19 protein-coding genes are annotated in these 24,601 nt (G+C 45.9%); 5 read left to right on the top strand and 14 right to left on the bottom strand.

The window, feature by feature from the left end; genetic code table 11:
* Positions 1 to 625 precede the first annotated feature (625 nt).
* On the bottom strand, positions 626 to 1,753 hold the full coding sequence (locus tag EO92_RS09095) for a glycosyltransferase family 2 protein (RefSeq protein ID WP_048171042.1): 1,128 nt from the start codon (positions 1,751 to 1,753) through the stop codon (positions 626 to 628).
* Between the two features lie 335 nt (positions 1,754 to 2,088).
* On the opposite strand from EO92_RS09095, the gene wrbA reads away from it, so the two are divergent.
* Positions 2,089 to 2,718 (top strand): NAD(P)H:quinone oxidoreductase type IV, encoded by a 630-nt coding sequence (gene wrbA, locus EO92_RS09100; protein WP_048171045.1) that lies wholly within the window; start codon positions 2,089 to 2,091, stop codon positions 2,716 to 2,718.
* A gap of 96 nt (positions 2,719 to 2,814) precedes the next feature.
* Here the strand turns inward: wrbA and EO92_RS17710 are convergent, their stop codons facing one another.
* A complete protein-coding gene (locus EO92_RS17710; protein ID WP_156165771.1) occupies positions 2,815 to 2,979 on the bottom strand; it encodes a hypothetical protein in 165 nt (54 codons plus the stop codon).
* Positions 2,980 to 3,919: 940 nt separating this feature from the next.
* Between EO92_RS17710 and EO92_RS09105 the strand changes: the two genes are divergently transcribed.
* A complete protein-coding gene (locus EO92_RS09105; protein WP_235283267.1) occupies positions 3,920 to 5,539 on the top strand; it encodes a glycoside hydrolase family 15 protein in 1,620 nt (539 codons plus the stop codon).
* Between the two features lie 148 nt (positions 5,540 to 5,687).
* Here the strand turns inward: EO92_RS09105 and EO92_RS09110 are convergent, their stop codons facing one another.
* A complete protein-coding gene (locus tag EO92_RS09110) occupies positions 5,688 to 6,125 on the bottom strand; it encodes a GNAT family N-acetyltransferase (protein WP_048171048.1) in 438 nt (145 codons plus the stop codon).
* A gap of 160 nt (positions 6,126 to 6,285) precedes the next feature.
* Positions 6,286 to 7,545: a M20 family metallopeptidase gene (locus EO92_RS09115; protein ID WP_048171050.1), complete on the bottom strand. Its 1,260-nt coding sequence runs from the start codon at positions 7,543 to 7,545 to the stop codon at positions 6,286 to 6,288.
* Between the two features lie 419 nt (positions 7,546 to 7,964).
* Here EO92_RS09115 and EO92_RS09120 point away from each other — a divergent pair, with 419 nt between their 5' ends.
* Positions 7,965 to 8,906 carry a nucleotidyltransferase domain-containing protein gene (locus tag EO92_RS09120; protein ID WP_048171052.1) on the top strand — a complete coding sequence of 314 codons (942 nt, stop codon included), beginning with the start codon at positions 7,965 to 7,967 and terminating at the stop codon, positions 8,904 to 8,906.
* Between the two features lie 250 nt (positions 8,907 to 9,156).
* On the opposite strand, the gene EO92_RS09125 is transcribed toward EO92_RS09120, so the two are convergent.
* The gene (locus tag EO92_RS09125; RefSeq protein WP_048171117.1) at positions 9,157 to 10,656 is read right to left on the bottom strand and encodes a PGF-pre-PGF domain-containing protein; all 1,500 of its coding nucleotides are present in this window, start codon (positions 10,654 to 10,656) and stop codon (positions 9,157 to 9,159) included.
* Between the two features lie 252 nt (positions 10,657 to 10,908).
* Here EO92_RS09125 and EO92_RS09130 point away from each other — a divergent pair, with 252 nt between their 5' ends.
* Positions 10,909 to 12,405 (top strand): DUF4139 domain-containing protein, encoded by a 1,497-nt coding sequence (locus tag EO92_RS09130; protein WP_048171054.1) that lies wholly within the window; start codon positions 10,909 to 10,911, stop codon positions 12,403 to 12,405.
* Positions 12,406 to 12,640: 235 nt separating this feature from the next.
* Entirely contained in the window at positions 12,641 to 14,131 is a 1,491-nt protein-coding gene (locus EO92_RS09135) for a DUF4139 domain-containing protein (protein WP_052734320.1), read from the top strand.
* 274 nt (positions 14,132 to 14,405) lie between these two features.
* Here EO92_RS09135 and rpsJ read toward each other — a convergent pair whose 3' ends face one another.
* The 9 genes from rpsJ to EO92_RS09185 all read right to left on the bottom strand — a co-directional run bounded on the left by rpsJ (position 14,406) and on the right by EO92_RS09185 (position 24,587).
* Complete coding sequence (gene rpsJ, locus EO92_RS09145) at positions 14,406 to 14,714, bottom strand: 30S ribosomal protein S10 (protein WP_048136447.1); 309 nt, start codon at positions 14,712 to 14,714, stop codon at positions 14,406 to 14,408.
* Between the two features lie 38 nt (positions 14,715 to 14,752).
* On the bottom strand, positions 14,753 to 16,021 hold the full coding sequence (tuf, locus tag EO92_RS09150) for a translation elongation factor EF-1 subunit alpha (protein ID WP_048171058.1): 1,269 nt from the start codon (positions 16,019 to 16,021) through the stop codon (positions 14,753 to 14,755).
* A gap of 359 nt (positions 16,022 to 16,380) precedes the next feature.
* The gene (locus tag EO92_RS09155; RefSeq protein WP_048171059.1) at positions 16,381 to 18,573 is read right to left on the bottom strand and encodes an elongation factor EF-2; all 2,193 of its coding nucleotides are present in this window, start codon (positions 18,571 to 18,573) and stop codon (positions 16,381 to 16,383) included.
* A gap of 72 nt (positions 18,574 to 18,645) precedes the next feature.
* Positions 18,646 to 19,215, bottom strand: coding sequence for a 30S ribosomal protein S7 (locus tag EO92_RS09160; RefSeq protein ID WP_048171061.1), 570 nt, complete (start codon positions 19,213 to 19,215; stop codon positions 18,646 to 18,648).
* The gene (locus tag EO92_RS09165; protein WP_048136451.1) at positions 19,212 to 19,640 is read right to left on the bottom strand and encodes a 30S ribosomal protein S12; all 429 of its coding nucleotides are present in this window, start codon (positions 19,638 to 19,640) and stop codon (positions 19,212 to 19,214) included. The genes EO92_RS09160 and EO92_RS09165 overlap by 4 nt, the downstream gene beginning before the upstream one ends.
* A gap of 107 nt (positions 19,641 to 19,747) precedes the next feature.
* Entirely contained in the window at positions 19,748 to 20,173 is a 426-nt protein-coding gene (locus EO92_RS09170; protein ID WP_048171063.1) for a NusA-like transcription termination signal-binding factor, read from the bottom strand.
* Positions 20,174 to 20,193: 20 nt separating this feature from the next.
* A complete protein-coding gene (locus EO92_RS09175) occupies positions 20,194 to 20,490 on the bottom strand; it encodes a 50S ribosomal protein L30e (RefSeq protein WP_082106093.1) in 297 nt (98 codons plus the stop codon).
* 255 nt (positions 20,491 to 20,745) lie between these two features.
* Positions 20,746 to 21,948 (bottom strand): DNA-directed RNA polymerase subunit A'', encoded by a 1,203-nt coding sequence (gene rpoA2 / locus EO92_RS09180; protein ID WP_369793135.1) that lies wholly within the window; start codon positions 21,946 to 21,948, stop codon positions 20,746 to 20,748.
* On the bottom strand, positions 21,945 to 24,587 hold the full coding sequence (locus EO92_RS09185; protein ID WP_048171066.1) for a DNA-directed RNA polymerase subunit A': 2,643 nt from the start codon (positions 24,585 to 24,587) through the stop codon (positions 21,945 to 21,947). The genes rpoA2 and EO92_RS09185 overlap by 4 nt, the downstream gene beginning before the upstream one ends.
* Between the last annotated feature and the right edge of the window lie 14 nt (positions 24,588 to 24,601).

Genomic DNA, 24,601 nt, shown 5'->3' on the forward strand with positions numbered 1-24,601 from the left:
CATTAAGGTTCAATAAATATAATTATGATTCATTCAAGCTGAAGAATCGTGTTAGATAGAGCTCGACGAAATAAAGTCCTGACAATGAATTGAGTCTTAATAAGCTTGAAATAGTAAGCTTGAAGAGTTGTTAGTAGATTAGTCAAAGTAAATCAGCTCAGATTGCACGAGCTGGTTTAAGACGTTTACATAGGTTTTCTGGTTAATAAGTTTCGATGTATATATAAGTTATACTATTCAGACTATTCGGATAGACTCTGGCTGCATTTATGCTTCGATAAGTGCCGGGAGATAGAATATGCAGCAGAAAAAAATAACACAATCAGAAGAAACTAGGGTCGCATCAGCAGTAAAATGTCGGATATAATCGATTACAACTATTCTGAATCATTTAATCCTTGAGGATTGACGCGACACTAGTGCATCGGTTCCAAATTAGGGAACTAAATCTTTAAATTTAAATTAAGGACGAATTAGTGTACATTCAATTCACTCCTTAGCAAAGGTGCACATCGTGCCCCTTTGAAGAAAGCCGCATCCCCAGTTCATGAATGCGCATTTCTGCACCCCCTTTGATCCAGGGATATACAGCATCGTATACGAAGGCTATTTTCATTGCATCACCTTACCAGTCTGTATCAACTTCCAGGAGCATTACGCTTACAAAGATTGCAGAAAAGATCAGCTGGAGCCCAACTGCTGCAAGCACCATTGAAATAACTGCGGATTCTATTTCTTCAAGGGAACCATATCCTGAACTGGCCCATGTATAGGCGACTTTCAGCCCGATAATAAGGCTTGAACCCAGGATAAGTGAGCCTCCAAGCAGTTCTTTTTCAAGGGAATGGTAGCTCAGCAACTTCTTACCTTTCCTGTTATCCCTGTACATGCCGTGGATCAGGCCATAGGTTTTCATATACCCGCCAGTGGCAAGGATTTGCCCTCCAATGATTAAGAGCACGCTGCCCAAAATAAAGGAGTGCAGCCGGTTATATGCAGCATTTCCCGTGAGAAGAAGGGAAGTCGTTATGAGAAAACCCAGTATAAACACAAAAGCCCCGGGCAGATAAAGGAAAGGGGCTGGCCGGTATAACATCATGAAACGGACATGTCTCCAGCCGTCCTGGAAAGAGCGCAGTTTGGAGGGGGCTTTGCGTGAGTAATAGGTTATGGGAACTTCTTTGATCCTCAGTCCGCTTTTTGCAGCTTCAATTATCATTTCGGACGCAAGTTCCATGCCATGAGTTTTAAGGTCCATTTTTTCGAGGGCTTCTTTAGTAAAAGCCCTCATCCCGCAGTGTGCATCCGAAATTTTTGTTTTGAACAGAAAATTGAGCATGCCGGTCAGGATAGGGTTGCCAATATACTGGTGCAGCCAGGGCATAGCTCCTTTTTTGATTTCACCCTTAAGCCGGGAACCCATTATGAAATCTGCGTCTCCTGCCATAAGGGGGTCCAGAAATTTATCCAGCTCAAGGAGGTCATATGTGTTGTCTGCATCGGCAATGGCAATATAATCACCCTTCGCTTCAGCCAGCCCTTTGAGGTAAGCATTCCCGTACCCTTTTATCGGGCCTATGACCTTTGCACCCATGGATGCTGCAATCTCAGCGGTTTTATCCGAAGAATTGTCAGCAACGATTATTTCTCCCTCTATACCATATTTTTTGAATATAGACTGAGCTTTCTGTATGCAAATACGGATAGTTTCTTCCTCATTCATGGAAGGCATTACGATAGAAAGAGAGGGCATGCCCAGCTAATACAGCATATCTCCTAATAACTATTTTGATACTTCACAGTTTTCAAGAAGAGATTATCAAAGCATATTTCCTGTAGTGCCGTTTGAACAGGGGGATCGGAGGAGCTGGAACATAAAGCAAAGAAAAGGACCCGGACTTCTATTAACAAGCTATAGCTTCTGTTAACAAGCTATATAATCTATCAGAAAACTCTTTTTAAGTGGGGAGTTTGGAGTTTTCCAGAACTTACGGATCATATAAGCACATTTTGGAATACAAAAACGCTTGATATCTGGAATTCAAACAGTCTGGTGATATCTTTAATTGGTTTTGACAGAGGGATCGAATGGTTAAGGTAAATATAATATTCTACAGTATGTACGGGCACGTCTACAGGATGGCAGAAGCTGTTGCTGCTGGAGCAAGGGAGGTTGAAGGGGCTGAGGTAGGGATTTACCAGGTGCCTGAAACCCTTCCGGATAAAGTCCTGGAAAAGATGGGGGCAATAGAAACGAAAAAGCTTTTTGCCAATATCCCTGTCCTGAACCGGGAAATGCATGAAGATGTACTGGCTGGAGCCGATGCATTGATATTCGGAACTCCTACGCGTTACGGAAATATGGCAGCTCAGATGCGTGCAGTCCTTGACGGTGTTGGAGGGCTGTGGAGCCGGGATGCTTTTGTGGGAAAGGTAGGAAGTGTTTTTACTTCCAGTGGAACTCAGCATGGGGGGCAGGAATCCACAATCCTCACATTTCATGTTACCTTGCTTCACCTTGGAATGATAATTGTAGGGCTTCCATATGCTGAAAAAAGGCAGACACGAATGGATGAAATTACAGGTGGCAGCCCATATGGAGCTTCAACAATTGCCGGACATGGCGGAAGCCGCCAGCCTTCAGAAAATGAACTTGCAATGGCCCGTTATCAGGGCAGACATGTAACTCAGATCGCAAGAAAAGTCGCTGGAAAATAAAAGCTTTTAAAAATAAATAAGGACGGAAAAACGTTCCCTTCTTGCGGGTGTTTTCCCTTTCAGTTTCTTTGCTTCTTTTGTCTGAAATAAGAATGCTTAGCTAAAGCCCGGGAAGGCTTTGCCTCGGCGTTCAAACTTATCCTGAGCTGTTGTCAGGCACGCCAGAGTACAGTATACTGCCTTTTCCTCGGCACTCTTGAGGACAAAGAATTCGTTCCCGCAAACGGGACATATTTTTTTTACGTAAACCATAGTAGACACGCACATTTTTGTATGTGGATACTTTCTTTAAAGACTTCGTTTTTATAAGCCATACTATCAAGAACACAACTAAATATAAACTTTCGTATGAATTTTATATATATCTTTAACAAGAAATTAAATTAATTTCAACGGGCTGGTCACACAATATTTATAAAAATCGTATGCAGCAAATGTATGTTTTTTCTATCTTTATATTATGAATCCAAACTATTTTACTCTGTCGCGCCTGAGGATGATAGATTTTAAGGATAAAGTTGTTATTCTCACAGATCTTTTCTTCCCCTTAAATATTTCAGCGATATATTCAATTCTTATAAGGACTTAAGTTCAATAATAGATTCGATTTCTCTGGTCATCTGAGACACATCCTGCACTTTTCGAACTTAAACCCAGAGCATGTCCAGAACACCAGCAGAATTTAAAAAATGGTTCAACCGGTTTGCTTTGATTTTTCATTTTTGTTTTGATTTCCCATGATAGAACCTGATCTAAGAAGAGTACAGAATAGAATGCGAAATAGCAGAATATCGAGTCGGAGGTGTCCTAAATTAGGCCGCTGATTTTCGGAAATGGAAAAATCCTGATTTGTGAAGATGAGAAAGGGACTATAAGGGATGTCTATTTCCCATATGTAGGGCTTGAGAATCACGGGAACTCTATAAGGGTCGGTGTATGCGACCTTGACTCCCTTTACTGTAGCTGGCTTGAAAACTGGAAGATCCGGCAGCGGTACAAATCAGATTTCAAAGAAAATTTCTGTAGCAGGGTTTTTGATCTCTCAGGAACGCGGGAGGAGCCCGGGGCAGAAAAAGAAGAGGCGGCTAATGAAAATACGCCTGAAATCTGCAGAGAAGTTGTTTCAAATATAGGGGAAACAGTATTCGAAAACCCTGAGCTCGGGCTCCAGGTTACGGTCTGGGAGGCTGTCCATCCGTCGGTGAACATTTTTTACAGGACCTATGAAATCAAAAATATCTCGAATTCTCCCAAGCACCTGCGTCTTTTTTCCAACCAGAACTACCGGATCCTTGAAAACAAGATCGGAGAAACCGCTGTAATTGATAAACAGACCCTTATCCATTACAAGCGCGATCGTTATTTCCTGCATGCGAGTGACCCTCCCTTTGACCAGCATGCGGTAGGGACTGCGGAGTGGAAAGGGCTTGAAGGCACCTGGAAAGACATGGAAGATGATGCAAGTCTCAGTGGAAACCCCGTAGCCCACGGCTCTGTAGATTCAACTCTTGGCTGGACCTTGCCTGAACTGAAAGCCGGAGAGTCAACAAGGGTTCATTTCTGGGTCGTTTTTGGAAAAAAGTACTGCAATGTGCTCAAGATTCATAAAAGAGTAAAGGCAGCAGGAAGAAGCGCTCTTTTCCACCACAGCTTCAATTTCTGGAACTCTTTTGTCGAGAGGGCTTCCGTCCTTCCGGAGTTTGCCTGGATGCCGCAACTTCCGGAAAGAGTCTCAAAGTGCTTTTACCGCAGCCTCCTTGCAGTTGTTGCCCACATGGATATTACAGGTTCGGTGATAGCGTCCTGTGACTCGGATATCAAGCAGTTTGGGGCAGACCTCTACTCCTACTGCTGGCCCAGAGACGCAGCCTGGGTCTGCCTTGCGCTCGACAGAGCGAGGTACCATCACCTGAGTACGGAGATATTTGAGTTTTTCTCCAGGACAATCACACATAGAGGCAACTTCCTTCACAAGTATACCCCCGCAGGAGATTTCGGGAGCACCTGGCATCCCGTGCCCATGGTCCAGATTGATGAAACCGGGCTTCCCCTCTATGCCCTCTACAACAACTGGGAGCTTGCAAGGAGTGTCTGGACTACAGGCAGGTATTACAGAGGGCTTGTCCTTCCCGCAGCCAATTACCTTACAAAAGCCCTGGACAGGGAAACCGGGCTTCCCATTTCGAGCTTTGACCTCTGGGAAGAGCGAAAAGGTGTGCATACCTACAGCGCATGCACCGTCTATGCCGGCCTCTACGGGGCATGTGAACTCTCCCGTTCCCTTGGAGATTATGACAATGCAGAAGTCTGGGGGGAAGCAGCAAACCGCATTAAACAGGCAATCCTCGAGAGGCTTTATGATAATAAACTCAAGCGGTTCCGGCGTTCCCTCGACGACCCTACTCTTGATTCCTCGGTGTTTGCGGTCTGGTATTTCGGGCTCCTCCCGCCAGATGACCCGAAGGTTGTCCGGACAATGGAAGCCATCGAACGTGAACTTCTGCGCCCCTCAGGCGGAATCGCCCGATATCTCCATGACAGTTACTACGGCTACATGAACAGCTGGATTATCTGTACTCTCTGGCTGTCTCAGTGGCACTCCGCAACCGGAAACCTGGAAAGAGCCCTTGAGCTTCTGGAGTGGTGCGCAGCTCATACTCACCCCACAGGCCTTATGTCAGAACAGGTGGACGATAAAGGCAGATCCATTTCAGTCCTGCCGCTTGCCTGGTCTCACTCAGCTTTTGTACTTGCTGTGCTTGAATATCTTCAGGCTCTTGAGAAAAGAGAGGGCGGAACCTGCAGTTTCCCGGGAAAATAAAACTCAATTTCTTAAGTAAAATGGTTTCTGTAAAACGGTTGATAAAAAAAATGGTTTCTGTAAAACGGTTGATAAAAAAATGGTTTCTGTAAAACGGTTGATAAAAAAACCGTTTCTGTTAAAACCGTTTTTGTTAAAACCGTTTCTGTTAAAACCGTTTCTCATAGTACAGGTATCCTTCTTCCTCTTTTACGAAAGTAAAACCGTGCTTGAGATACATGCCTCTCGCTTTTTTAAGGGTTGAATCGGTTTTAAGCACGGCCCCCGAACAGTTTTTCTCGGCAAAATCCATAGCAGCCAGAAAAAGTTTTTCTCCATTACCTTTTCCCCTGAAGCCCTTTTTAAGGTAGATGCGCCTGATTTCGCAGAGGTTTCCATTGAGTTTACGGACCCCTGCAGTACCCACCACCTTATCGTTGTCCAGGCCTACAAAAAAGGTGCCTCCTTTTGCAAAATAGTAACCGTTAATGTCCTTCAGGTCAGAATCTTTAAGCCTGTCGTACTCAAAGCCGTGTTCAAGCAGGACTTCCAGGACGACGTCGCGAACTTCTTCCTGTCTTGAATCATCATACTTCTGGATTATCATGTTTTATCTCCTTAGATTGAAATGAACAGCGTCCTGTGTTTATCTGCTCTTTCTTACCTGCTCTTTCTTACCTGCTCTTTCTTACCTGCTCTTTCTTACCTGCTCTTTCTTACCTGCTCTTTCTTACCTGCTCCTCCAGGATTTCAGGTTTTTTCCAATTTCAGGCTTTTTCGAGATACTCCCGAGGGCCATTATATTTTTGAAGGTCAATATATTTTTCCGGATGCTTCAGGAAGTCCAGGGAAATTGTGTAGAAAATTTCCGTACCTGTAAACAGGATTTTTTCATCAATATCGAACGTGCATGAATGGTTGATCTCCACGATTCCTTTTTCCTGGTTTCGGGTGCCGAGTGAAATGAAGATGCCTGGCACCATTTGCAGATAGCTTGCAAAGTCTTCGGCAGCAAAGGTCTTTTCCATTTCAGGATAGACTGTAAGCTCAGGGAAACTTTCCTGAAGTTTTAAGTTAACCGCACCTGTGAAATCAGGGTCATTTACCAGGACCGGATACCCGTGCAGGATGTCAAGTGTGTAATCCGGAAGCCCTGTAAACTCTTCCCCGGGTTTTGCGTATCTTTCCTTTACCCTATCAAGGCACTCTCTTATCGTCATATCGATAATTTCTGTAGTCTCGCTGTCAAATGTCCGATAGCTTCCCAGAATCTCTACACTGTCAGGAGTCCTGTTGAACTGGGCTCCTCCCTGGATTCTTCCTACCCCCAGGACATATTTGTCCGGTTCAAGCCGTTTTTCGAGGGCTGGATAGATGCTGCTTATGAAGTCCGTTGCCATCCTGACAGGGTCAATGCAGCTTTCCGGTTTTGAGATATGGCCCCCTTTCCCTTTAAGGGTGATTTCAAAACGGTTTGTGCTTGCCATAAAAGGTCCAGGGCGAAAACCCACGCTTCCGGATTCATGGTTGGTAAAGATGTGCATACCCATAACTGCATCCACGCCTTTTAGCCCTCCTTCGGCAATAACCCTCTCCGAGCCGCCTGGAGGGATCTCTTCTGCAGGCTGGAAGATCAGGCGGACTTCCCCTGGAAAGTCTCTGTTTTCTAAAAAGAGCCGTGCAGCCCCAAAAAGCATTGCCATGTGACCATCGTGTCCACAGGCATGCATTACTCCATCGTTTCCGGAAATATAATCCTCGTTTCTTTCTGTGAGTTCTTCCTGGACCTGCAGGCCGTCAGTATCCGTCCTCAGGGCAATGCAGGGGCCGGGCATTGTGCCCCGGATGCTTGCAAGCACGCCAGTATCCGCAATCTTCCTGGCTTCTATTCCCAGTTCTCCAAGGATTTTCAGGATTCGCTTCTGGGTTTCATATTCTTTGAAACTGAGTTCGGGGTATCGGTGAAATTCTCGCCTTAGCCGGATAATCCAGGCTTCAAGCGCTTCTGCACTCGGATCATTTCTCAAAAATATTACCTCGGATTTTTCTGCACATGCAGTTTATTCCGTTTATTTTTTCGATAATTTTCAGTTCCTTTATTTTTACTCCTTCAGTATATATTACTCCAGGTATATATTACTCCATTTTCTTACCCATTAATTAAGAATTTAAATACTGACAGTTAAATACATGAATGGTACAATACATTTTATCCTGCTGTTTATTTTTAAATAATGGCAGTTAAAGTGTTATTAATCTGTCATTTTTAAGGCCGCTATTAAGGTCATTATTAAGTTATTATAAAGTCATTATTAAGGTCATTATTAAGGTCATTATTAAGTTATTATAAAGTCATTATTAAGTCATTCTTAACTGAAGGTCGATCGGCGGCAGTTAAGTTCAGTTAAATTCGAGTACTCTTCACAGGCTCCAGGGATGATATAAAATGCTTAAAACACGCCTCAGAGATTTTCTTCTTACAAACGATGACTGGCTTTTTGCGGTTTCTGACTATTTCCGTAACGATGGGATAAGATCTACACTCCGTTATGTTCCTGATGAAAACGGGGAGAGAGAATTAAACGGGAAACGGTACAAAAAATACGATTTTGGTCCGGCTTTCGAATTCATGACGCAAAACAGGCCTGAATGGGTGCAGGACGTGCACGTTGTCCCGGAGTCCGAGGTAAAGCAGGTGCTTCGTCCCTCTGACTGCATCCCGGAACTTGTGAATTCTGACAGCCGTGTAAGGGCAATCGTAAAGGTGCTTGATATGGCAGGAATTCCCCGGACAAGTATGGGAGTTACGGGTTCAATGCTTGCAGGCCTGCAGAATGAGAGCTCGGATGTCGATTTTGTTGTCTACGGTCCTATGTGGTTCAGGGCAAGGGACGCCATAACTGCCGCAAAAAAGCAGGAGGGACCTATCGAAGAAATCGATGAAGACATGTGGCAGAGGATCTACAGGAAAAGAATCCCTGAGATTTCTTTTGACGAATTCATGCTTCACGAGTCCAGGAAAGGCAACCGCGGCATGGTTGAGGGCACGTATTTCGACCTCCTTTTCGTGCGGGAATGGGACCAGATTAAAGAGCCTCTCCAGCGGGGAAAAGATACGGTCAAAATGAAAATCGAAGCCGAGGTCAAAAACGCTGACTTTGCCTTTGATAGTCCTTCTTTCTATAAAGTAGAACACGACGAAATCGACCATGTGCTCTCCTATACCCACACCTATGCAGGCCAGGCTCTCCCAGGGGAGATCATAGAAGCCCGCGGCGTGGTTGAAGAATTCGGGGATATGAAGCGGCTTGTCGTTGGCACTTCAAGGGAGCCGAAAGGGGAATGGATAAGGTCCCTTACCTGGCTTGAGAAGTGCGGATATATTTGATATGTGCGGATATATTTGATATTAGTAGAATCTCCTCCCGGACTGGAAAATATTTCTCCTGGCTCCGGGAGCAGCTTTTTAATTCGTCTATTATAGGATGCCTACGCCAGCTTGTCTGGCCATCCACTTTATTTGTTTGTTTGTTTGTTTGTTTGTTTGTTCGTTTGTTTGTTCGTTTGTTTTTGTTGGTTTCGTACTGCTTCGCTGGTCATTTCTATCTGTTAGTTTCTTACAGGTGTCCCTGGTCGTTTCACTTGCGGCTTTCTTTCTTTTTCTTCATGGCTGCGTATGATGCCAGAAGCCCGGCTGCCGTAAATGAAACTCCAGTTCCCGGAGTATCTTTATCTTCTTTTTCGTTATCCGAAGCCAGATTTTCTTCACTTTCTTCTTCGGATATTTCTCCTGTGCTCATGAGATTACTTTCTTTATTTCTAATAGGGGTGATTTCAATCCGTTTTGTATTCTTTTCAGGGCTTGCAATCGCAAAAGGCGAAAATCCCGGGGTTTCTGCTGTAAAGTAGAAGAAATCTTCATCTTCTCCGGTCAAAGTTGTGGGCAGCGCGTTCCACGTATTTTCATTGTGCCGGTAAAGGGTCATTGTGTTTTCACTTATGTCGTTTTCGGAAAGCCAGGTCCGTTTTACTCTGAAGCTTATCCGGGCGTTTTCAAGGTTTTCGGAGCTTGAAAAACCGCTGTTTCCGACCCAGATATTCAGGTTCTTATAAACGGTTCCGGGGGCAGGCTCTTTCACTATTGCGGACGTGTTCTTTAGCATCTCCACAATTGTGGTTGTTTTGCCGAAGTTCTTTTTCGGGTCAAACTCCACAGCAACTATTTCGTTTGTTTCTCCTCTGAAGGTATAGCAGGCGTGGACTCCTTTGAAGACCTGCTCATTTGAAAGCTCCTTGAGCTCTATGTTTCTGCTTGATTCCGGAGAGCCTCCACCTCCCCCTCCGCCCCCTCCTCCAGTGCTTCTTCCACTGCTTCCTACGGAAGACGCGGTTTTCTCCATAACCAGGATGTAACCTTCTTTTGTCTCAGTATCATTTCCGTAGGTAGTGTTAGCTGCCCTGAGGGTGACGGTATAGGTACCCGGGGTTTCATAGGTCCATGCCGGATTTTTCTCTGAAGAGTCAATGCTTCCGTTTCCATCAAAGTCCCATTTCCAGGAATCCGGGTTGCCTGTACACAAGTCCGTGAACTGGACTGTAAGAGGCGCGGTGCCGGAGAGGGGGCTTGCGGAAAATTTAGCTTCAGGAGGAGGGTATGTGATTATTATTTCCGAATCTCCTGTAACAGGAACAGCGGAGATGGAATACGCAGAAACATTACCCGAAATTGTGAAATTTCCAGGTTCAGCAGTTGAAGGCACTGTAACCCTGTACACAACAGTTTTTTCTCCGCCTGCCTGAAGGCTCTCGACCCAGATCCATTCTAGGGTAGACTCTTTGAAAGTGTCGGTATTCTGGAACGTAGCCCCGGCATTTTCAACTATGCTTATGGACAATCCCTCAGGAAGGTTTTCATCAAGGGTAGGAGCTTCAATATACTGGTCTGTCTGTATGTGCACGGTTACTGTGAAAGTTCCGCCTGCATAAACCGTTCCTGCAGAAATCTCCCTGCTTGCTTCGATTCCAGAAGCTGAAACTGGAAGTATAGTTACTGCAAAAAATAGGATAAGTATAAGACCGGAGATAAAATTTGAGAGTTTTATCCGGTTTTTTACTTTAAGGGTCTCAATAGTTTTCATGAAAACAAGTCCTTTAGTTTTTTCGGGCTTATCGGGCATCTGTCGTAAATTCTATACGCTGTACTGGTATATATTATTATAACTGTTCTCAGACTTATTTTTATTAAATCCGGAGGGATTATTTAATTTCCAGTGTTCTGAGGGACTTCTTGCACCTTATAGCTTCGAAAAGTTAGGGGTTTAGAGGGATGACTTCGAATGAATCCGTAGTCAAAGTCACATATATATAACACAGTTGCTTATTTTACTGTTATGAGAACAAGAAAAAGTTATCTATGGATTTTTCTGGCTTTTATCGGGGTTGTAGCCACAGCTGCAGCGCTTGGATACCCTGGAGCTGCTGAAGTCACGGTTCAGGTTGATGAGCATGAAATCGCTGCTAATGGTATTGAATCCTCTTCCAGTGCAATATCCAGTATCAAACCTTCAAATCCTCTGGAGTTGCTTACGGCAGGGGCTGCGGCGACAGATGCAGCTACCGAGGTTACGGTTTATAATGACAACCTTGCCCTTGTAAAAGAACGCAGGGAACTCGATTTAAAGATCGGGGTCAACAGGGTTGAGTATACGGATGTTGCTGCTCTCATTGACCCGACTTCTGTAATGTTTGAGGACACAAAGAACAAAAATACTGCTGTGCTTGAACAGAACTATGAGTATGATCTTGTGAGCAGTCAGAAGCTTCTGGGAAAATTCCTGGACAAGGAGATTACTGTAACCGAAAAAGAAGGAAATACATATACAGGAATTCTTCTCAGCTATGACGGCGGGATAGTGCTCAGGTTAAGTGATGGGAAGGTTGTAACTCTTTCCGAGGTCTCAAGAGTGGAATTCCCTGACTCTGCAAACTTGCTTACAAAACCCACTCTGGTCTGGCAGGTCTATTCTCCTGTAGCAGGCAGCCGGGATGTCCTTACTTCCTATCTTACGGACGGCATGAGCTGGAGAGCAGACTACATCGTAAAGACGAATGCAGATGATACAAAGGCTGATATCCAGGGCTGGGTCAGTGTCGACAATGGGGCAGGGACCACCTATGAGGATGCCAAATTGAAGCTCGTTGCAGGTGAAGTTCACCGTATAGCTGTACCGCAGCCGAGTCGTTATGAGAATGAGGTTGCAGAAGAAGCAGCACAAGATATGTCAGAGGGAGGCTTTGTTGAAGAGTCCCTTTTTGAGTATCATCTCTATACCCTTGAAAGGCCGGCTACCCTGAAAGATAAACAGGTCAAGCAGCTCTCCCTGCTCTCTGCGGATTCCGTGCCCGTGGAAAAGGAACTTATCTTTGATGTTTCAAAAAGTGATAAGGTGCAAGTAGTCCTGAACCTGAATAACTCAAAAGAAAAAGGCCTTGGAATGCCTCTCCCTGCCGGAGTTTTGAGGGTATACAAAGCTGATTCCGAAGGGCAGCTCCAGTTCCTCGGGGAAGACAGTATAGACCACACCCCAAAAGATGAGGAAGTCAAAGTTGTTGTCGGAAGCGCTTTTGATGTAACCGGCACCAGAACCCAGACCGACTACAAAAAGGTAGGCACTAATGTATGGCGGGAAAGCTATGAGATTGAATTAAATAACCATAAGCCTGAAGCACAGAAAATCAGGATCGTGGAACATTTCTACGGAGACTGGGAGATTACCGCCAGTTCCGATACTTATGAAAAGACGGATGCTTACACTGCCGAATGGGAAGTGACCGTGCCTGCAGACGGTTCGAAAAAAGTCTCTTTCACAGTGGGACACAGATATTGAGCCGTAATGAAATGCGTGAAAATATTCCGGACTCCGGCTTAAAGGAAAAATATGAATAATTATTTAAGGGGGCTTCTAGCCCTCTTATTCTATCACTTTTTGACCTCTTACTTTATAATTTGCTTTTTTCAAGAGTCAGTTTAAGAAATTCGTTTTTCTGCTCTTTTCAGTCAATCTTCTATAGTTTTTCTATAAAATCATATCTATATAAATCCGAACCCCCAATGATTATACTATGGGAGTGAAGAAATACTTTTTATGGATTATTACAGGGCTTACAGGGTTTTTATTACTTTTTTCAGCCTATATGCCTCTGCAATCTGAAGGCATTGCTCAGGCAAATGTGTCCGGCAGTGAAAAAAATCAAACCGGATCAGATCCGGGAATTTCGGAGGAAATTCCAGCCGCAGATCCTCCGGGAATTCTGGCTTCAGGAGCAGTTGAAGCCGGAGGGAATCTGGATCTTACAATTTATGAACAGGGGCTTGCCCTTGTAAAAGAAAGGCGAGATATAGAGCTTGAAAGCGGGACCAACAGGGTGGAATATACGGACATTGCTTCCGAAATAATCCCTGCATCGGTTATGGTCGAAGACCCTGAGGGTGGGGAGGTGACTGTGCTTGAACAGAACTATGAATATGACCTTGCGAGCAGTTCCGGGTTACTTGAAAAGTACCTTGGCAGGGAGATAACCGTAACGGGCACAAACGGTGATGTCTACACAGGCAGGCTGCTCAGCTCTGAGGGCGGGAGTGTCGTCCTGGAAACTGAATCAGGTGAAGTTATAGTGCTTCAAGATATCTCTAAGATAGAACTGCAGAACGCTTCAGAACTTTCAACAAAACCGACTATTATCTGGCAGATTTATTCCCCTGTTTCGGGAACGCGCAAACTCCTTACGTCCTACCTGACAGAAGGTCTAAGCTGGAAAGCAAATTATGTCCTGAAAAGTAATGCCGATGACACTGAAGCTGATATCAGGGGCTGGGCTAATATTGACAACAGGGCAGGGATTACCTATGAAAATGCCGCCCTGAAACTTGTCTCCGGAGAACTAAACCGTGCGTCTCCCCCTGTACGGCCTCTGCCAGAACGTGCCGAAGGAGCTGTAGCTGAAGAATCAGTGCCATCCTTTACCGAAGAGTCCATTTCCGAATATCATCTCTATACCCTTGACAGGCTGGCAACTCTGAAAAATAATCAGGAAAAGCAGATATCACTTTTTTCTATAGACTCCGTGCCTGTGGAAAAGGAGCTCATCTATGATAGTTCTCTGAGTAAGAGAGTCCGAATTTTCCTTACCTTTGAAAACTCAAAGGAAACCGGGCCTGGTATGCCTCTTCCGGCAGGTGTCGTAAGAGTTTATAAAACCGACTCTGCAGGTGAACTCCAGTTCCTGGGTGAAGACAGTATAGGGCATACTCCTCTGGGCGAGGAACTCAAACTGACTATCGGTTCGGCCTTCGACCTTACAGTCACACGAAACCAGACCGATTACCAGCGCATAAGTGATAACGTAGAGAGAGTCAGCTACGAGATACAAATTAACAACAGCAAGTCCGAACCTCAGGACGTGATTGTCGTGGAACATCTCTACGGAGAATGGGAAATCCTGGAAACTTCAGACGAGTACCGAAAAACTGATGCTTTTACCATTGAGTTCAGAGTGACGGTTTCTGCAAATGGCACAAAAACTATTACCTACACCGCAGAGAATCGCTTTTAAGCAGGGTTCGCAGAAGAAATTGAAGTTAAAAATCTGAAATAAAAATCTGAAGTCAAGTTGAAAGTGAAAGGTGAAGTTAAAAATCTGAAGTAAAAGCGTAGAACAAAAGACAGAACAGATTTGCAGAATATTCCGGCGGACTGAAAATCCCTGAAGCAGGCAGCTGCCGGTAAATTCTCAAAAAGTGGATGAGTAAATATTCTGAAATAACGAAGTTAAAAGGAATTTGCAAGACCGGATACAGAAGATTTCTGTAACCTGTCTTTTTTTGCATTTATCCTTCGAGTACAATCTCGATGTTTATGTCTTTGGGAACCTGGATTCTCATGAGCTGACGGAGTGCTCTTTCATCGGCTGCGATGTCGATGAGCCTCTTGTGTACGCGCATTTCCCAGTGGTCCCAGGTTGCAGTTCCATCCCCGCTGGGGCTTTTTCTTGTGGGAACTACAAGCTTCTTTGTTGGAAGCGGAACAGGCCCTGAAATGCTTACTCCTGTCCTTTCTGCAATTAACTTTACCTGGTTACAGACTCCATCCAGATCCTTGGGACTGATGCCTGACAATCTTATTCTAGCTTTTTGCATAACCTTTTTTCTCCTTACAAAATGAAAAAAGGAGAGTGTTATTTCTGCTTAACACTCATGCACATACCGGCGGCAATTGTCATACCCATATCACGGATAGCGAACCTGCCGAGCTGTGGAATTTCTTTTACGGGCTCGATAACCATCGGCTTTGTTGGTCTGATGGTAACGATTGCTGCGTCTCCGGCCTTAAGGAAGGTCGGGTTTTCTTCCTTAACCTGACCACTCTTCGGGTCCAGCTTCTTGTCAAGTGAAATCAGCTGGCATGCGACCTGAGTGGTGTGGGAGTGGAATACAGGGGTGTAACCTGCAGTAATTGCGGAGGGGTGCTGGAGGACCACTACCTGTCCTACAAACTCTTCAGCAACCTTTGGTGGGTTGTCAACAGGGCCACAAACGTCTCCTCTGCGGACGTCGTTCTTGCCGATACCGCGGACGTTCCATCCGATGTTGTCTCCAGGGAATGCCTGTGGAATTTCTTCGTGGTGCATTTCAATGGACTTAACTTCACCGGTTATACCTCCGGGCATGAAAACGACCTTGTCACCTTTCTTCATGACACCGGTTTCTACTCTGCCTACAGGCACAGTTCCGATACCGGAGATGGTGTATGCGTCTTCCACAGGGATCCTGAGAGGGAGAGTGGATGGCTTTTCAGGCTCTTTGAGGTTGTTGAGGGCATCCATGATGGAGGGACCCTTATACCAGGGAGTGTTTGCACTGCTTTTGATGATGTTGTCGCCATGGAATGCGGAGGTTGGGATGAAGGGGATTTCGCTTGGCTTGAACCCGATCATTTTAAGGATACCGGATACCTGCTCGATAACTTCCTTGTACCTGGCTTCGCTGTATTCTACTGCATCCATCTTGTTGATTGCAACAATAAGCTGGCTGATACCGAGGGTCCTGGAAAGGAAGATGTGTTCCTTGGTCTGGGCCATGACACCATCAGGGGCTGCAACGACGAGAACTGCAGCGTCAGCCTGGGAAGCACCTGTGATCATGTTCTTTACGAAGTCACGGTGGCCAGGGCAGTCTACGACTGTGAAGTAGAATTTGTCTGTGTCGAATCTCTTGTGAGCGATGTCAATTGTGATACCTCTTTCACGCTCTTCCTTAAGAGAGTCCATAACCCAGGCGAAGGCAAAGGATTCCTTACCCTTCTGCTTTGCTTCTTCTCTAAACTTGTCAATGATGTGTGGAGCTACAGCCCCTGCATCGTACATTAAGCGTCCTACGAAAGTTGACTTTCCGTGGTCAATGTGACCAATCACTGCTAAATTCATGTGTGGTTTTTCTGCTGCCATATTTATAATTCTCCTGTAATTCTGGATGAGTTTAATTCGTATATCAAATATTTACTATATTAAGATTAGGGCAAATCTCAATATTGATTCATCCACTTCCTATATTATTTTGTTAAATCAATATTGTCAGTTTCCCTTTTTCCGGCCTTTTTCCTTGAACTGGTACTGTATGAATATCCAGCGGCCTGGACTATTTTCCCCAATATAGGTATACCTTGACTTAAAGCTTTCCGATTGGCCTTATCCTCGAACCGATAGGGATTCTTTTCCCTTCCAGGTCAGTCGAGATCTTTTTTCTTCATTCCAAAGGAAATAGGTATTACTTTTAAAATATTAAGGAAAAGCGGAATAAATTCCGCTTACATTGAAAGGTAATCAGCAGATTTCGGAAGTTCTTTCTTGAGACCCTTCCTCTCTCTGATCTGACCTACTACTTCAGTCTGGATGCTGGTTGGTACGATATCAAAGCCTCCGAATTCAGTACTCCACATAGCACGTCCTTCGGTTGCTGACCTGATCTCTCCTGCAAATCCAAACATCTCGGCCACAGGCACTCTGGCTTCGATAATTGCCAGGTCTCCTTCTGTGGACATGTTAAGGATAATTCCACGGCGGCCCTGAATTTCCTTTGTTGCACCGCCCATTGTGAGCTGGGGCACCTGGATAAAGACCTTCTGATAAGGTTCGAGAAGGCTGTCTTCTGCCATAAGCATCCCTGCCTGGATGGCCTGCCTTGATGCGGGGATGACCTGGGCCGGACCTCTGTGAATTGCGTCTTCGTGAAGTTTTGCATCTACAAGCACGCACTTCATGTTTGCCACGGGTTCTCTTGTGAGAGGACCTGCTTTCATGACTTCTTCAAACCCGTCAAGCACCAGTTCCATTGTCTCGTTCAGATACTGGATACCCTTGGTAACATCTATAAAGATGTTGGAATTGAGGATCCCAGTAATGCCTTTTGCTTCTTCTTTACTCATGCCGAGTTCCATGAGTTTCTGCCTGCGCTCAAGCTCGGGCATGTTCATGCTGATGTCACCGGACTTGATCAGATCGACAATTGCAGTGTCAAGGGGTTCCACATAAATATAGAACCTGTTGTGCCTGTTAGGGGACTTTCCTTCCACAGGTTCGATCTTTCTTCTGATGGTTTCCCTGTAGACCACAATAGGCTTACTTGTGGTAATTTCCACATTCTTGTCCCTTTCGATCCTGTGGGCAATGACTTCCAGGTGAAGTTCTCCCATCCCGGCCATCAGGTGTTCCCCGGTTTCCTCGTCCAGGGTGATCTGGAGAGTCGGGTCTTCCTTTGCGACCTGCCTGAGGACTTCGACCAGTTTGGGAAGGTCCTTGGTGTGCTTGGCTTCTACAGCCACAGTCACCACAGGTTCGCTTACGTGCCTGATGCTTTCAAAAGGTGTCATGCCATCAAGGGTTGTAACTGTAGACCCTACGATTGCATCTTTTAAGCCCGTAACTGCAGCAATGTTTCCTGCAGGGATTTTCTCCACTTCGAGCCTTTCGGGGCCCATGAAGATACCTACCTGCTGGACTCTGCTCTTTTTTGCAGTCCCGGAGGTGTAAACTTCCATTCCACGAGTAAAAGATCCACTGAACAGCCTTCCGGTTGCGACTTCTCCTGCATGAGGGTCTATGGAAATGTCCGTTACCATGAAAGCAAGGTCACCGGCTGCATCTGCAGCAGCCATGGATTTGCCAATTTCAGAGTTAGCATCTCCGTGCCAGATAGCAGGTACCCTTCCCTTCTGGGCTTCAAGAGGGTTTGGCAGGTACCTGATGACCATATCAAGGACAGTTGAGTGAAGAGGACACTTTTCTGCCAGAGCCTTCATGTCTTCGGCCTTACAGTAGTCATAGACTTCCTTGAATGAAATCCCGGTCCTCTGCATCATAGGCACACTGATTGCCCAGTTATAAAGAGCTGAACCGAATGCGACAGTTCCGGCTGCTGCATCTACTTTCCAGCCTGCCTTGAACTTCTCCGGATTCATGTTCTTGATGAGCTTGTTCACGTGGTCAATTACTTTGCCAAGGCGAACCTGCATTTCCTGAGAATCAACCTGCAGCTCATTGATTAATCTGTCTACCTTGTTGACAAAAAGCACGGGCCTGACGTGTTCCCTGAGGGCCTGCCTGAGCACGGTTTCGGTCTGGGGCATCGTACCTTCGACTGCGTCCACGACCACAACTGCACCGTCTACGGCTCTCATGGCACGGGTAACGTCTCCACCAAAGTCAACGTGCCCGGGAGTGTCAATCAGATTGATCAGGTAGTCTTCATTGTCGTAAGTGTGAACCATGGAAACGTTCGAGGCATCAATTGTAATACCTCTTGCCTGTTCCTCTTCATCGGAGTCCATGAACAACTGTCTTCCGGCAAGTTCCTTTGAAATCATGCCGGCGCCTGCTAACAGGTTGTCCGATAATGTGGTTTTTCCGTGGTCAATGTGCGCAACGATACCGATATTTCGGATTTTCTCTGGTTCATTCATGAGCGTCGTTACGCGCTCGACCATTTTCTTCCTTCGTCCCATGCTGATACCTTTTAAAAAAATATAATTTAGTTATAAAATGTATTTTTAAATCGGTGCAACCCGCAAAATTGATTAGCGTGCTGCCTTTGCAACTCTTTCCTTTGCATCCTTTCTGTTGATAGAGAAGGATTTCGTATCGCGGTTTGCAGCGCCTATGATTTCGGTTGCCAGGCATTCTGCGACTGTGCGTCTGGATTTGAAAGATGCGGCCTTTGTTCCCATGCTGATGTACCGCAGAGCAGTGTCCACACGTCTCTGGGGTGCAGTATCAACTGCTTTTGGAACGGAGATGCCGCCGTACTTCAGCCTGACCACTTCTTCTCTGGGGCCGGCATTTGAAATGGCTTCCACGAGAACCTGGATAGGGTTCTGCTGGGTCTTCTTGTTTATAATGTCCAGAGCTTCCTCAACTGCACGGAGGGTTACCTGTTTCTTTCCGCTGTTGATTTCAGTCCTCATCAGGTTGTTTGCCAGGCGTTCAACAATGGAAATTTCGGATTTGTTAAACTGCTGCCTTGCATGCTTTCCGCTGCTGTGGGGGACGATTACAGGAGTAAGGCTGACGTAACGCTTAATTCCAAAGTCTCTTACTTCAACTTCTGTTGGGTCCCATTTGCCGAAAATTTTGTACACAAAAATCATCTCCTGGGTTTTTCCAATCTGCCAATAACCAGCTGGTTCAGAGACACGTTGTTTACGGCAATTACCTTAAAACGTACGCCGGGAATATCACCCATAGCACCACCCATACGGCCTCCGATCCTTTCCACGGTAACTTCATCGTGTTCATCAATGAAGTTTACTGCACCGTCTCCAGGACAGAATGCGGTTACCTGACGCCCATTTTTAATGAGCTGGATCCTTACACATTTTCGGATTGCGGAGTTCGGCTGTTTTGCTTCAACTCCTACCTTCTCTAATACTATACCCCGACCCTGCGGTGCGCCACCAAGAGGGTCAGCTTTCACGTTCAGACCAAGAACACGCCTGCAGTAGTAGTTATCTTTCCAGCGGGCATCTTTCCTGGTTTGTTTGAGTATATTAGCTGCATATTTTCCTTTAGCCATTGTAAATTTCTCCTGTTAAAAATTGATCACAGTTTCCTATTGTGGCATTAAATGCCAGAATTGTCCTTCAACGCCGGATTAATGGATCAACGTAAATTAGTGGGATATTACTGCAGGATCACATCTTCTATAGTGTGGTGACGACGGGCAAGCATCTTCACTTTCTCTATGTTCTTGCCGTTGCGACCGATGGCAAGCCCCTTCTCTTTATTGGGTACCTCTACATAAGCTAATCGCTTGCCATTTTTGGTTGTAAGATTTACTGAACTTACGGATACCGGTCCGAAGGCATTCTTTATAAAAGTTATAGGATCCTCTGAATATTCCACAAGCTCAATAGGTTTGTCCAGGGCTTTTTTAACACGGTTTATACTCTCTCCGTTTTTGCCTATTGCAAGCCCCATATCACCCTGCTTTACAACATAAACGAGCCTTTCCTCTTCCGGAATACAGTCAAGTATTTTGGCTCGGGTCATGTTTTCAAACAATGCAATGTACTGGATGCTTTCTGCAGTAAGTCTTATTTCACCCAAGACGTTGCAACTCCTTTTTATCAAGCTGTAGCTGCCAGGATATCCGATTCTCCTGCATCGAGGATTGCCATGGCTGCAATCGTGAAGGGCTTTCCGCATACGGGCCCGAGTTCTACACTTGTGCCACCGTATTCCAGGATCGGAACATTTGTTGCCTGTATTTTCATTTTAACGTCTTCGGGGCAGTTTGATGCCAGGACCACCATTTTTGCAGAGCCGTCTGCTGCTGCATCCATGGTCCGATTGGCTCCAACTATTACTTTTCCTGTTTTCACAGCCTTGATAAGAGATTTATCAACATTGATCTTCATTTTCATCAACTCTGTCTCAAATTAGCTCATCTACTCTATCTCTTTCTAAATAAAGATTCCAAGCGTGGTGAGTATATGGTACTCTAAATACCTGATGCCTTATATCAATTTTCTGGTTATGAGCCTCGCGGACTCAAGTTTCTGCAGCAGGATTTGATGAAGTCTATTAAGGTAATGTATACCTGATCTGAACTTGGTCTTCTATCAGGTTATATATTTAAATAATTATAGGTTAAACCCGGAGTTTTTCCCGGCATAACTTCATTCTTCTTCGGCTTCGATTTCCTCAGCTTCAATTCTTCCCGTCTTTCTGCTTACAAGGTGCACATCTCCGGTGCCCATGCGAATAGGCTGACCGACAATGATATTTTCTGTGACACCCTCCAACTTGTCCACATCTCCCCGCATTCCTGCATCCAGAAGGTGATTGACAGTAACTTCGAAAGCTGCACGGGCAAATACACTGGCTTTTTCACCTGAAATTCCGTGTCTACCGATCTGTTTTACTTCCCCGTCGCAGGTCATGATGTCTGCTACAAGCATAATATGCCGGATATCCACGGTAAGACCCTGTTCACGCAGGGTATCTGTGGCTTCCTTGATAATTGCATTTCTTGCAGCCTCGACTCCCAGCACTTCATAGATTTCATTAATGTTGTTTGTGCTGGTTCGGGTCCTGTCCACTCCTTCAAACTGAAGTACGTCACGCAGAGCTGAGCCTTCTGTATAGAGGGTGTACTCTTCACCTTCCTTTCTGACCACCACTCGCTTGATCCCTTCTATACCTTTGAGAGTTACATTGTGGATGCTTTTTGCAAGCTGGAGCAGCTCTCTGTAAGAAGGCTCTCCCGGGGTGATAACAATCTGGTTATCTATGTCAGGAGAGATGTTGACCAGCACGTTCAGTTCTTCGTTGAACTTCTCTTTCACCTGGTCTATTGTAATATTCCTGCCTTCCATTGCTTTTTCGTGCAGGTCTATTATAAGCTTCATCTGGGAAAGGTCAGTGGTCACGTCAGCGATATGATCGATTTTTGTCGCTTCAATTTCCCAGGCAAGGGCTCTTGTTTTTTCCCTGTGATAAGCGTAATCTTCAGGATTATCTTTGGAAAGGGCGATTGTCATCATCGGAGTGCTCGGAATTTTTCGGGCATCTACGATTTCGATCAGACGAGGCAGACCGAGAGTAACGTTAATCTCGGCCACACCGGCGTAGTGGAAGGTACGCATGGTCATCTGAGTACCTGGTTCCCCTATGGACTGGGCTGCAACCACACCTGCAGCGTCACAGGGTTCGATACATGAGACCTCATATTCTTCCATTGCCTTTTCTATGATCTCTTCCATTTCCTTCTTGCTTACCCCGGCTTTGAGAACATCTTCCCTCAGGGCACTTAATATGTTAGAAGGAAAAGGCAGATCTTTTATCATGCTGTCTATGGTAGCTTCGCTAATACTCATCATGCCACCTTCTTGTTTATTACGGAACGGACAATCCTGTGGATGGTCTCGGGTTTGCTGAAGTCGCTTTTTGTTGGGTTAATCCCATCTTCTCCGTACTTGAACTGCACAAGCACACCTCTGGTATCCCTTACCGTGAGGTCATACTGGACTTCCAGGTCCTGGAGAGCATTGACAAGTCTCCTCTGCAGGTACCCTGACTGTGATGTCCTGACCGCAGTGTCCACAAGACCTTCTCTACCACCGATTGCGTGGAAGAAATACTCTGTCGGGTTTAACCCGCTCTTGTAACTTGCCTTGACGAACCCGTGGGCATCTGATCCCAGGTCACCTTCCTGGAAGTGGGTCAGAGTCCTGCCTGAGTATCCTCTGCGAATGCGCTCTCCACGCACTGCCTGCTGGCCAACACAGGCTGCCATCTGGGTAAGGTTCAGGATTGAACCTCTTGCTCCTGAACGCGCCATGATAACTGCTGAATTTTCAAGCCCCATGTGGCTGTCTGCAATTCCACCGGTCTCGTCTCTGGCCTTTCCGAGCTTCTGCATGATGCTCATTTCAATTGTTTCATCAAGGGTTCTTCCGGGGAGGGGTTCAAGCTCTTTATTCTGATATGATTTGATAAGGTTCTGCACGGCTTCTTCAGCTTTAGCGAGAACCTCATTGATCTGGATTCTGGCTTCTTTCGGAATATCTTCGTCAGCTATCCCGAAACTCAGGCCTGTCCTCATAATCGCCCGGATTGCAAGCTTGGTCATATCATCTATAAACTTGCACCCAGCTTCGGGACCTATTTCCTTGATAATACGGTCCTGAACTCTTCCTTTGAATGCCCCTATGGCCGCTTCGTCTATCGTACCCATAAGGAGTTCACTGTTCCGAATTACCACATAGGCATCGTTCTGGCATTCCCCTTTCTTACAGGTATCACAGTGTGCGCAGACCTGGGCTGTGAACTCCATATTAAGGCCTTCAGGCAGGATCTGGCTGAAAATCTGTTTTCCTGTCCAGTAAGGTTTCCCGTCCTCGTCGTGGCCTGTCGGTTCAGGCAGGTTGCGTGCACGGCTCTTCCTAAGAAGGTCGTAAGCCTCGTAACTGGTAATATGGTTTTCAAAACGGGTCAGAAGGAAAAGTCCTGAAATGTGGTCGTGAATCCCACCGATAATGGGACCTCCGAAACGTGGAGATAGGATGTTTTCCTGAACCTGCATGAGGATCTTTGCCTCGGCCCTTGACTCTTCGGTCTGGAGGGCATGCATGTTCATTTCGTCCCCGTCAAAGTCAGCGTTGTAAGGAGGACAGACTGCAGGGTTCAGCCTGAAAGTTTTGTTAGGCAGAACCTTTACAGAATGGGCCATGATACTCATCTTGTGCAGAGAAGGCTGCCTGTTGAAGAGCACGATGTCGCCGTCTTTTAACTGTCGTTCCACAACCCAGCCGAATTCCAGTTTATCGGCAAGGTCGTCCTTGTTCATATTGGTTACTTTTATGCGCCTGCCGTCGGACCTGAGCACATAGTTTGCTCCGGGGTGAATGTCTTCGCCGTTCCTTACATAGACCTTGAGATGTTCGATGTTCCTCTGGGTCACCACTGCTGGCATTGTCAGAATCCGTGCAATGGGCATGGGGACACCGACTTCATTTATGCTCAGGTTCGGGTCAGGAGATATAACGGTACGGGCAGAGAAGTTAACACGCTTACCTGACAGACTTCCCCTGAACCTTCCTTCTTTACCTTTTAAACGCTGGGAAAGAGTCTTAAGAGGTCTGCCTGATCTGTGTCTTGCAGGGGGTATTCCTGAAACCGAGTTGTCAAAGAATGTGGTGGCGTGGTATTGAAGAAGCTCCCACAGGTCCTCAATGATAAGCTGTGGAGCTCCTGCTTCCCTGTTTTCCTGGAATCTCTGGTTGATCCTTATAATGTCTACCAGCTTGTGGGTCAGGTCGTCTTCACTGCGCTGCCCGGATTCCAGAGTGATCGAAGGGCGCACCGTAACAGGAGGCACAGGCAGGACTGTAAGGATCATCCACTCTGGCCTTGCATTCTTCGGGTCCATCCCGACAACCCTTATGTCCTCGTCCGGGATGTTTTCAAAGCGGTCCCTAATCTCGGTAGGGGTCAGCTTCTCTCCGTTTTCCAGGTATTCGGTGGGCTTTTCGAATTTGATATCGAGCTGTTCTTCATTACAGTAGGGGCAGGTCTTTACCTTGCTGGCTTCTTTATATGCCTCATTAATGAGGTCATCAGGCATGTGCCCGATTTCTTCAACTGCAACGAGTTGATCCAGAAACTTCTGTTTCTGGGTCGGGTCCAGCAGAATTTTGCTGCATTTTCTGCAGGTTGCCCTGAGGAGTTTTCGGATTACTTTGTTAAAGCCAACGTGGACAACAGGGGCAACAAGTTCAATGTGCCCGAAGTGCCCGGGACATTCGCCTGCCCTGCCGGAGCATGTCTTGCAGCGAAGCCCGGGGTCAATAACCCCGAGTTTCGTGTCCATAAGCCCCATGTCAATTGGAAATCCGTCGTCATCGTAAGTGTCGGCCGTAATGATGGGCGTTGAGCTCATCTTACGGATCTCTTTCGGGGACAATAAGCCGAATTTGATAGAAGCGATTCTTTTTGGAATAGGAGGTACGTTTGCCATATGTCCACCTCACC

The organism is Methanosarcina sp. 2.H.A.1B.4, from assembly GCF_000979385.1.
Classification (GTDB): domain Archaea; phylum Halobacteriota; class Methanosarcinia; order Methanosarcinales; family Methanosarcinaceae; genus Methanosarcina.

Excerpts from the sequence above, each read along its gene's own strand:
- EO92_RS09095 (WP_048171042.1), bottom strand. The coding sequence starts at position 1,753 with ATGCCCTCTCTTTCTATCGTAATGCCTTCCATGAATGAGGAAGAAACT.
- wrbA (WP_048171045.1), top strand. The coding sequence starts at position 2,089 with ATGGTTAAGGTAAATATAATATTCTACAGTATGTACGGGCACGTCTAC.
- EO92_RS09110 (WP_048171048.1), bottom strand. The coding sequence starts at position 6,125 with ATGATAATCCAGAAGTATGATGATTCAAGACAGGAAGAAGTTCGCGAC.
- EO92_RS09120 (WP_048171052.1), top strand. The coding sequence starts at position 7,965 with ATGCTTAAAACACGCCTCAGAGATTTTCTTCTTACAAACGATGACTGG.
- EO92_RS09125 (WP_048171117.1), bottom strand. The coding sequence starts at position 10,656 with ATGAAAACTATTGAGACCCTTAAAGTAAAAAACCGGATAAAACTCTCA.
- EO92_RS09130 (WP_048171054.1), top strand. The coding sequence starts at position 10,909 with ATGAGAACAAGAAAAAGTTATCTATGGATTTTTCTGGCTTTTATCGGG.
- EO92_RS09135 (WP_052734320.1), top strand. The coding sequence starts at position 12,641 with ATGGGAGTGAAGAAATACTTTTTATGGATTATTACAGGGCTTACAGGG.
- rpsJ (WP_048136447.1), bottom strand. The coding sequence starts at position 14,714 with ATGCAAAAAGCTAGAATAAGATTGTCAGGCATCAGTCCCAAGGATCTG.
- tuf (WP_048171058.1), bottom strand. The coding sequence starts at position 16,021 with ATGGCAGCAGAAAAACCACACATGAATTTAGCAGTGATTGGTCACATT.
- EO92_RS09155 (WP_048171059.1), bottom strand. The coding sequence starts at position 18,573 with ATGGGACGAAGGAAGAAAATGGTCGAGCGCGTAACGACGCTCATGAAT.
- EO92_RS09160 (WP_048171061.1), bottom strand. The coding sequence starts at position 19,215 with ATGATTTTTGTGTACAAAATTTTCGGCAAATGGGACCCAACAGAAGTT.
- EO92_RS09165 (WP_048136451.1), bottom strand. The coding sequence starts at position 19,640 with ATGGCTAAAGGAAAATATGCAGCTAATATACTCAAACAAACCAGGAAA.
- EO92_RS09175 (WP_082106093.1), bottom strand. The coding sequence starts at position 20,490 with ATGAAAATGAAGATCAATGTTGATAAATCTCTTATCAAGGCTGTGAAA.
- rpoA2 (WP_369793135.1), bottom strand. The coding sequence starts at position 21,948 with ATGATGAGTATTAGCGAAGCTACCATAGACAGCATGATAAAAGATCTG.
- EO92_RS09185 (WP_048171066.1), bottom strand. The coding sequence starts at position 24,587 with ATGGCAAACGTACCTCCTATTCCAAAAAGAATCGCTTCTATCAAATTC.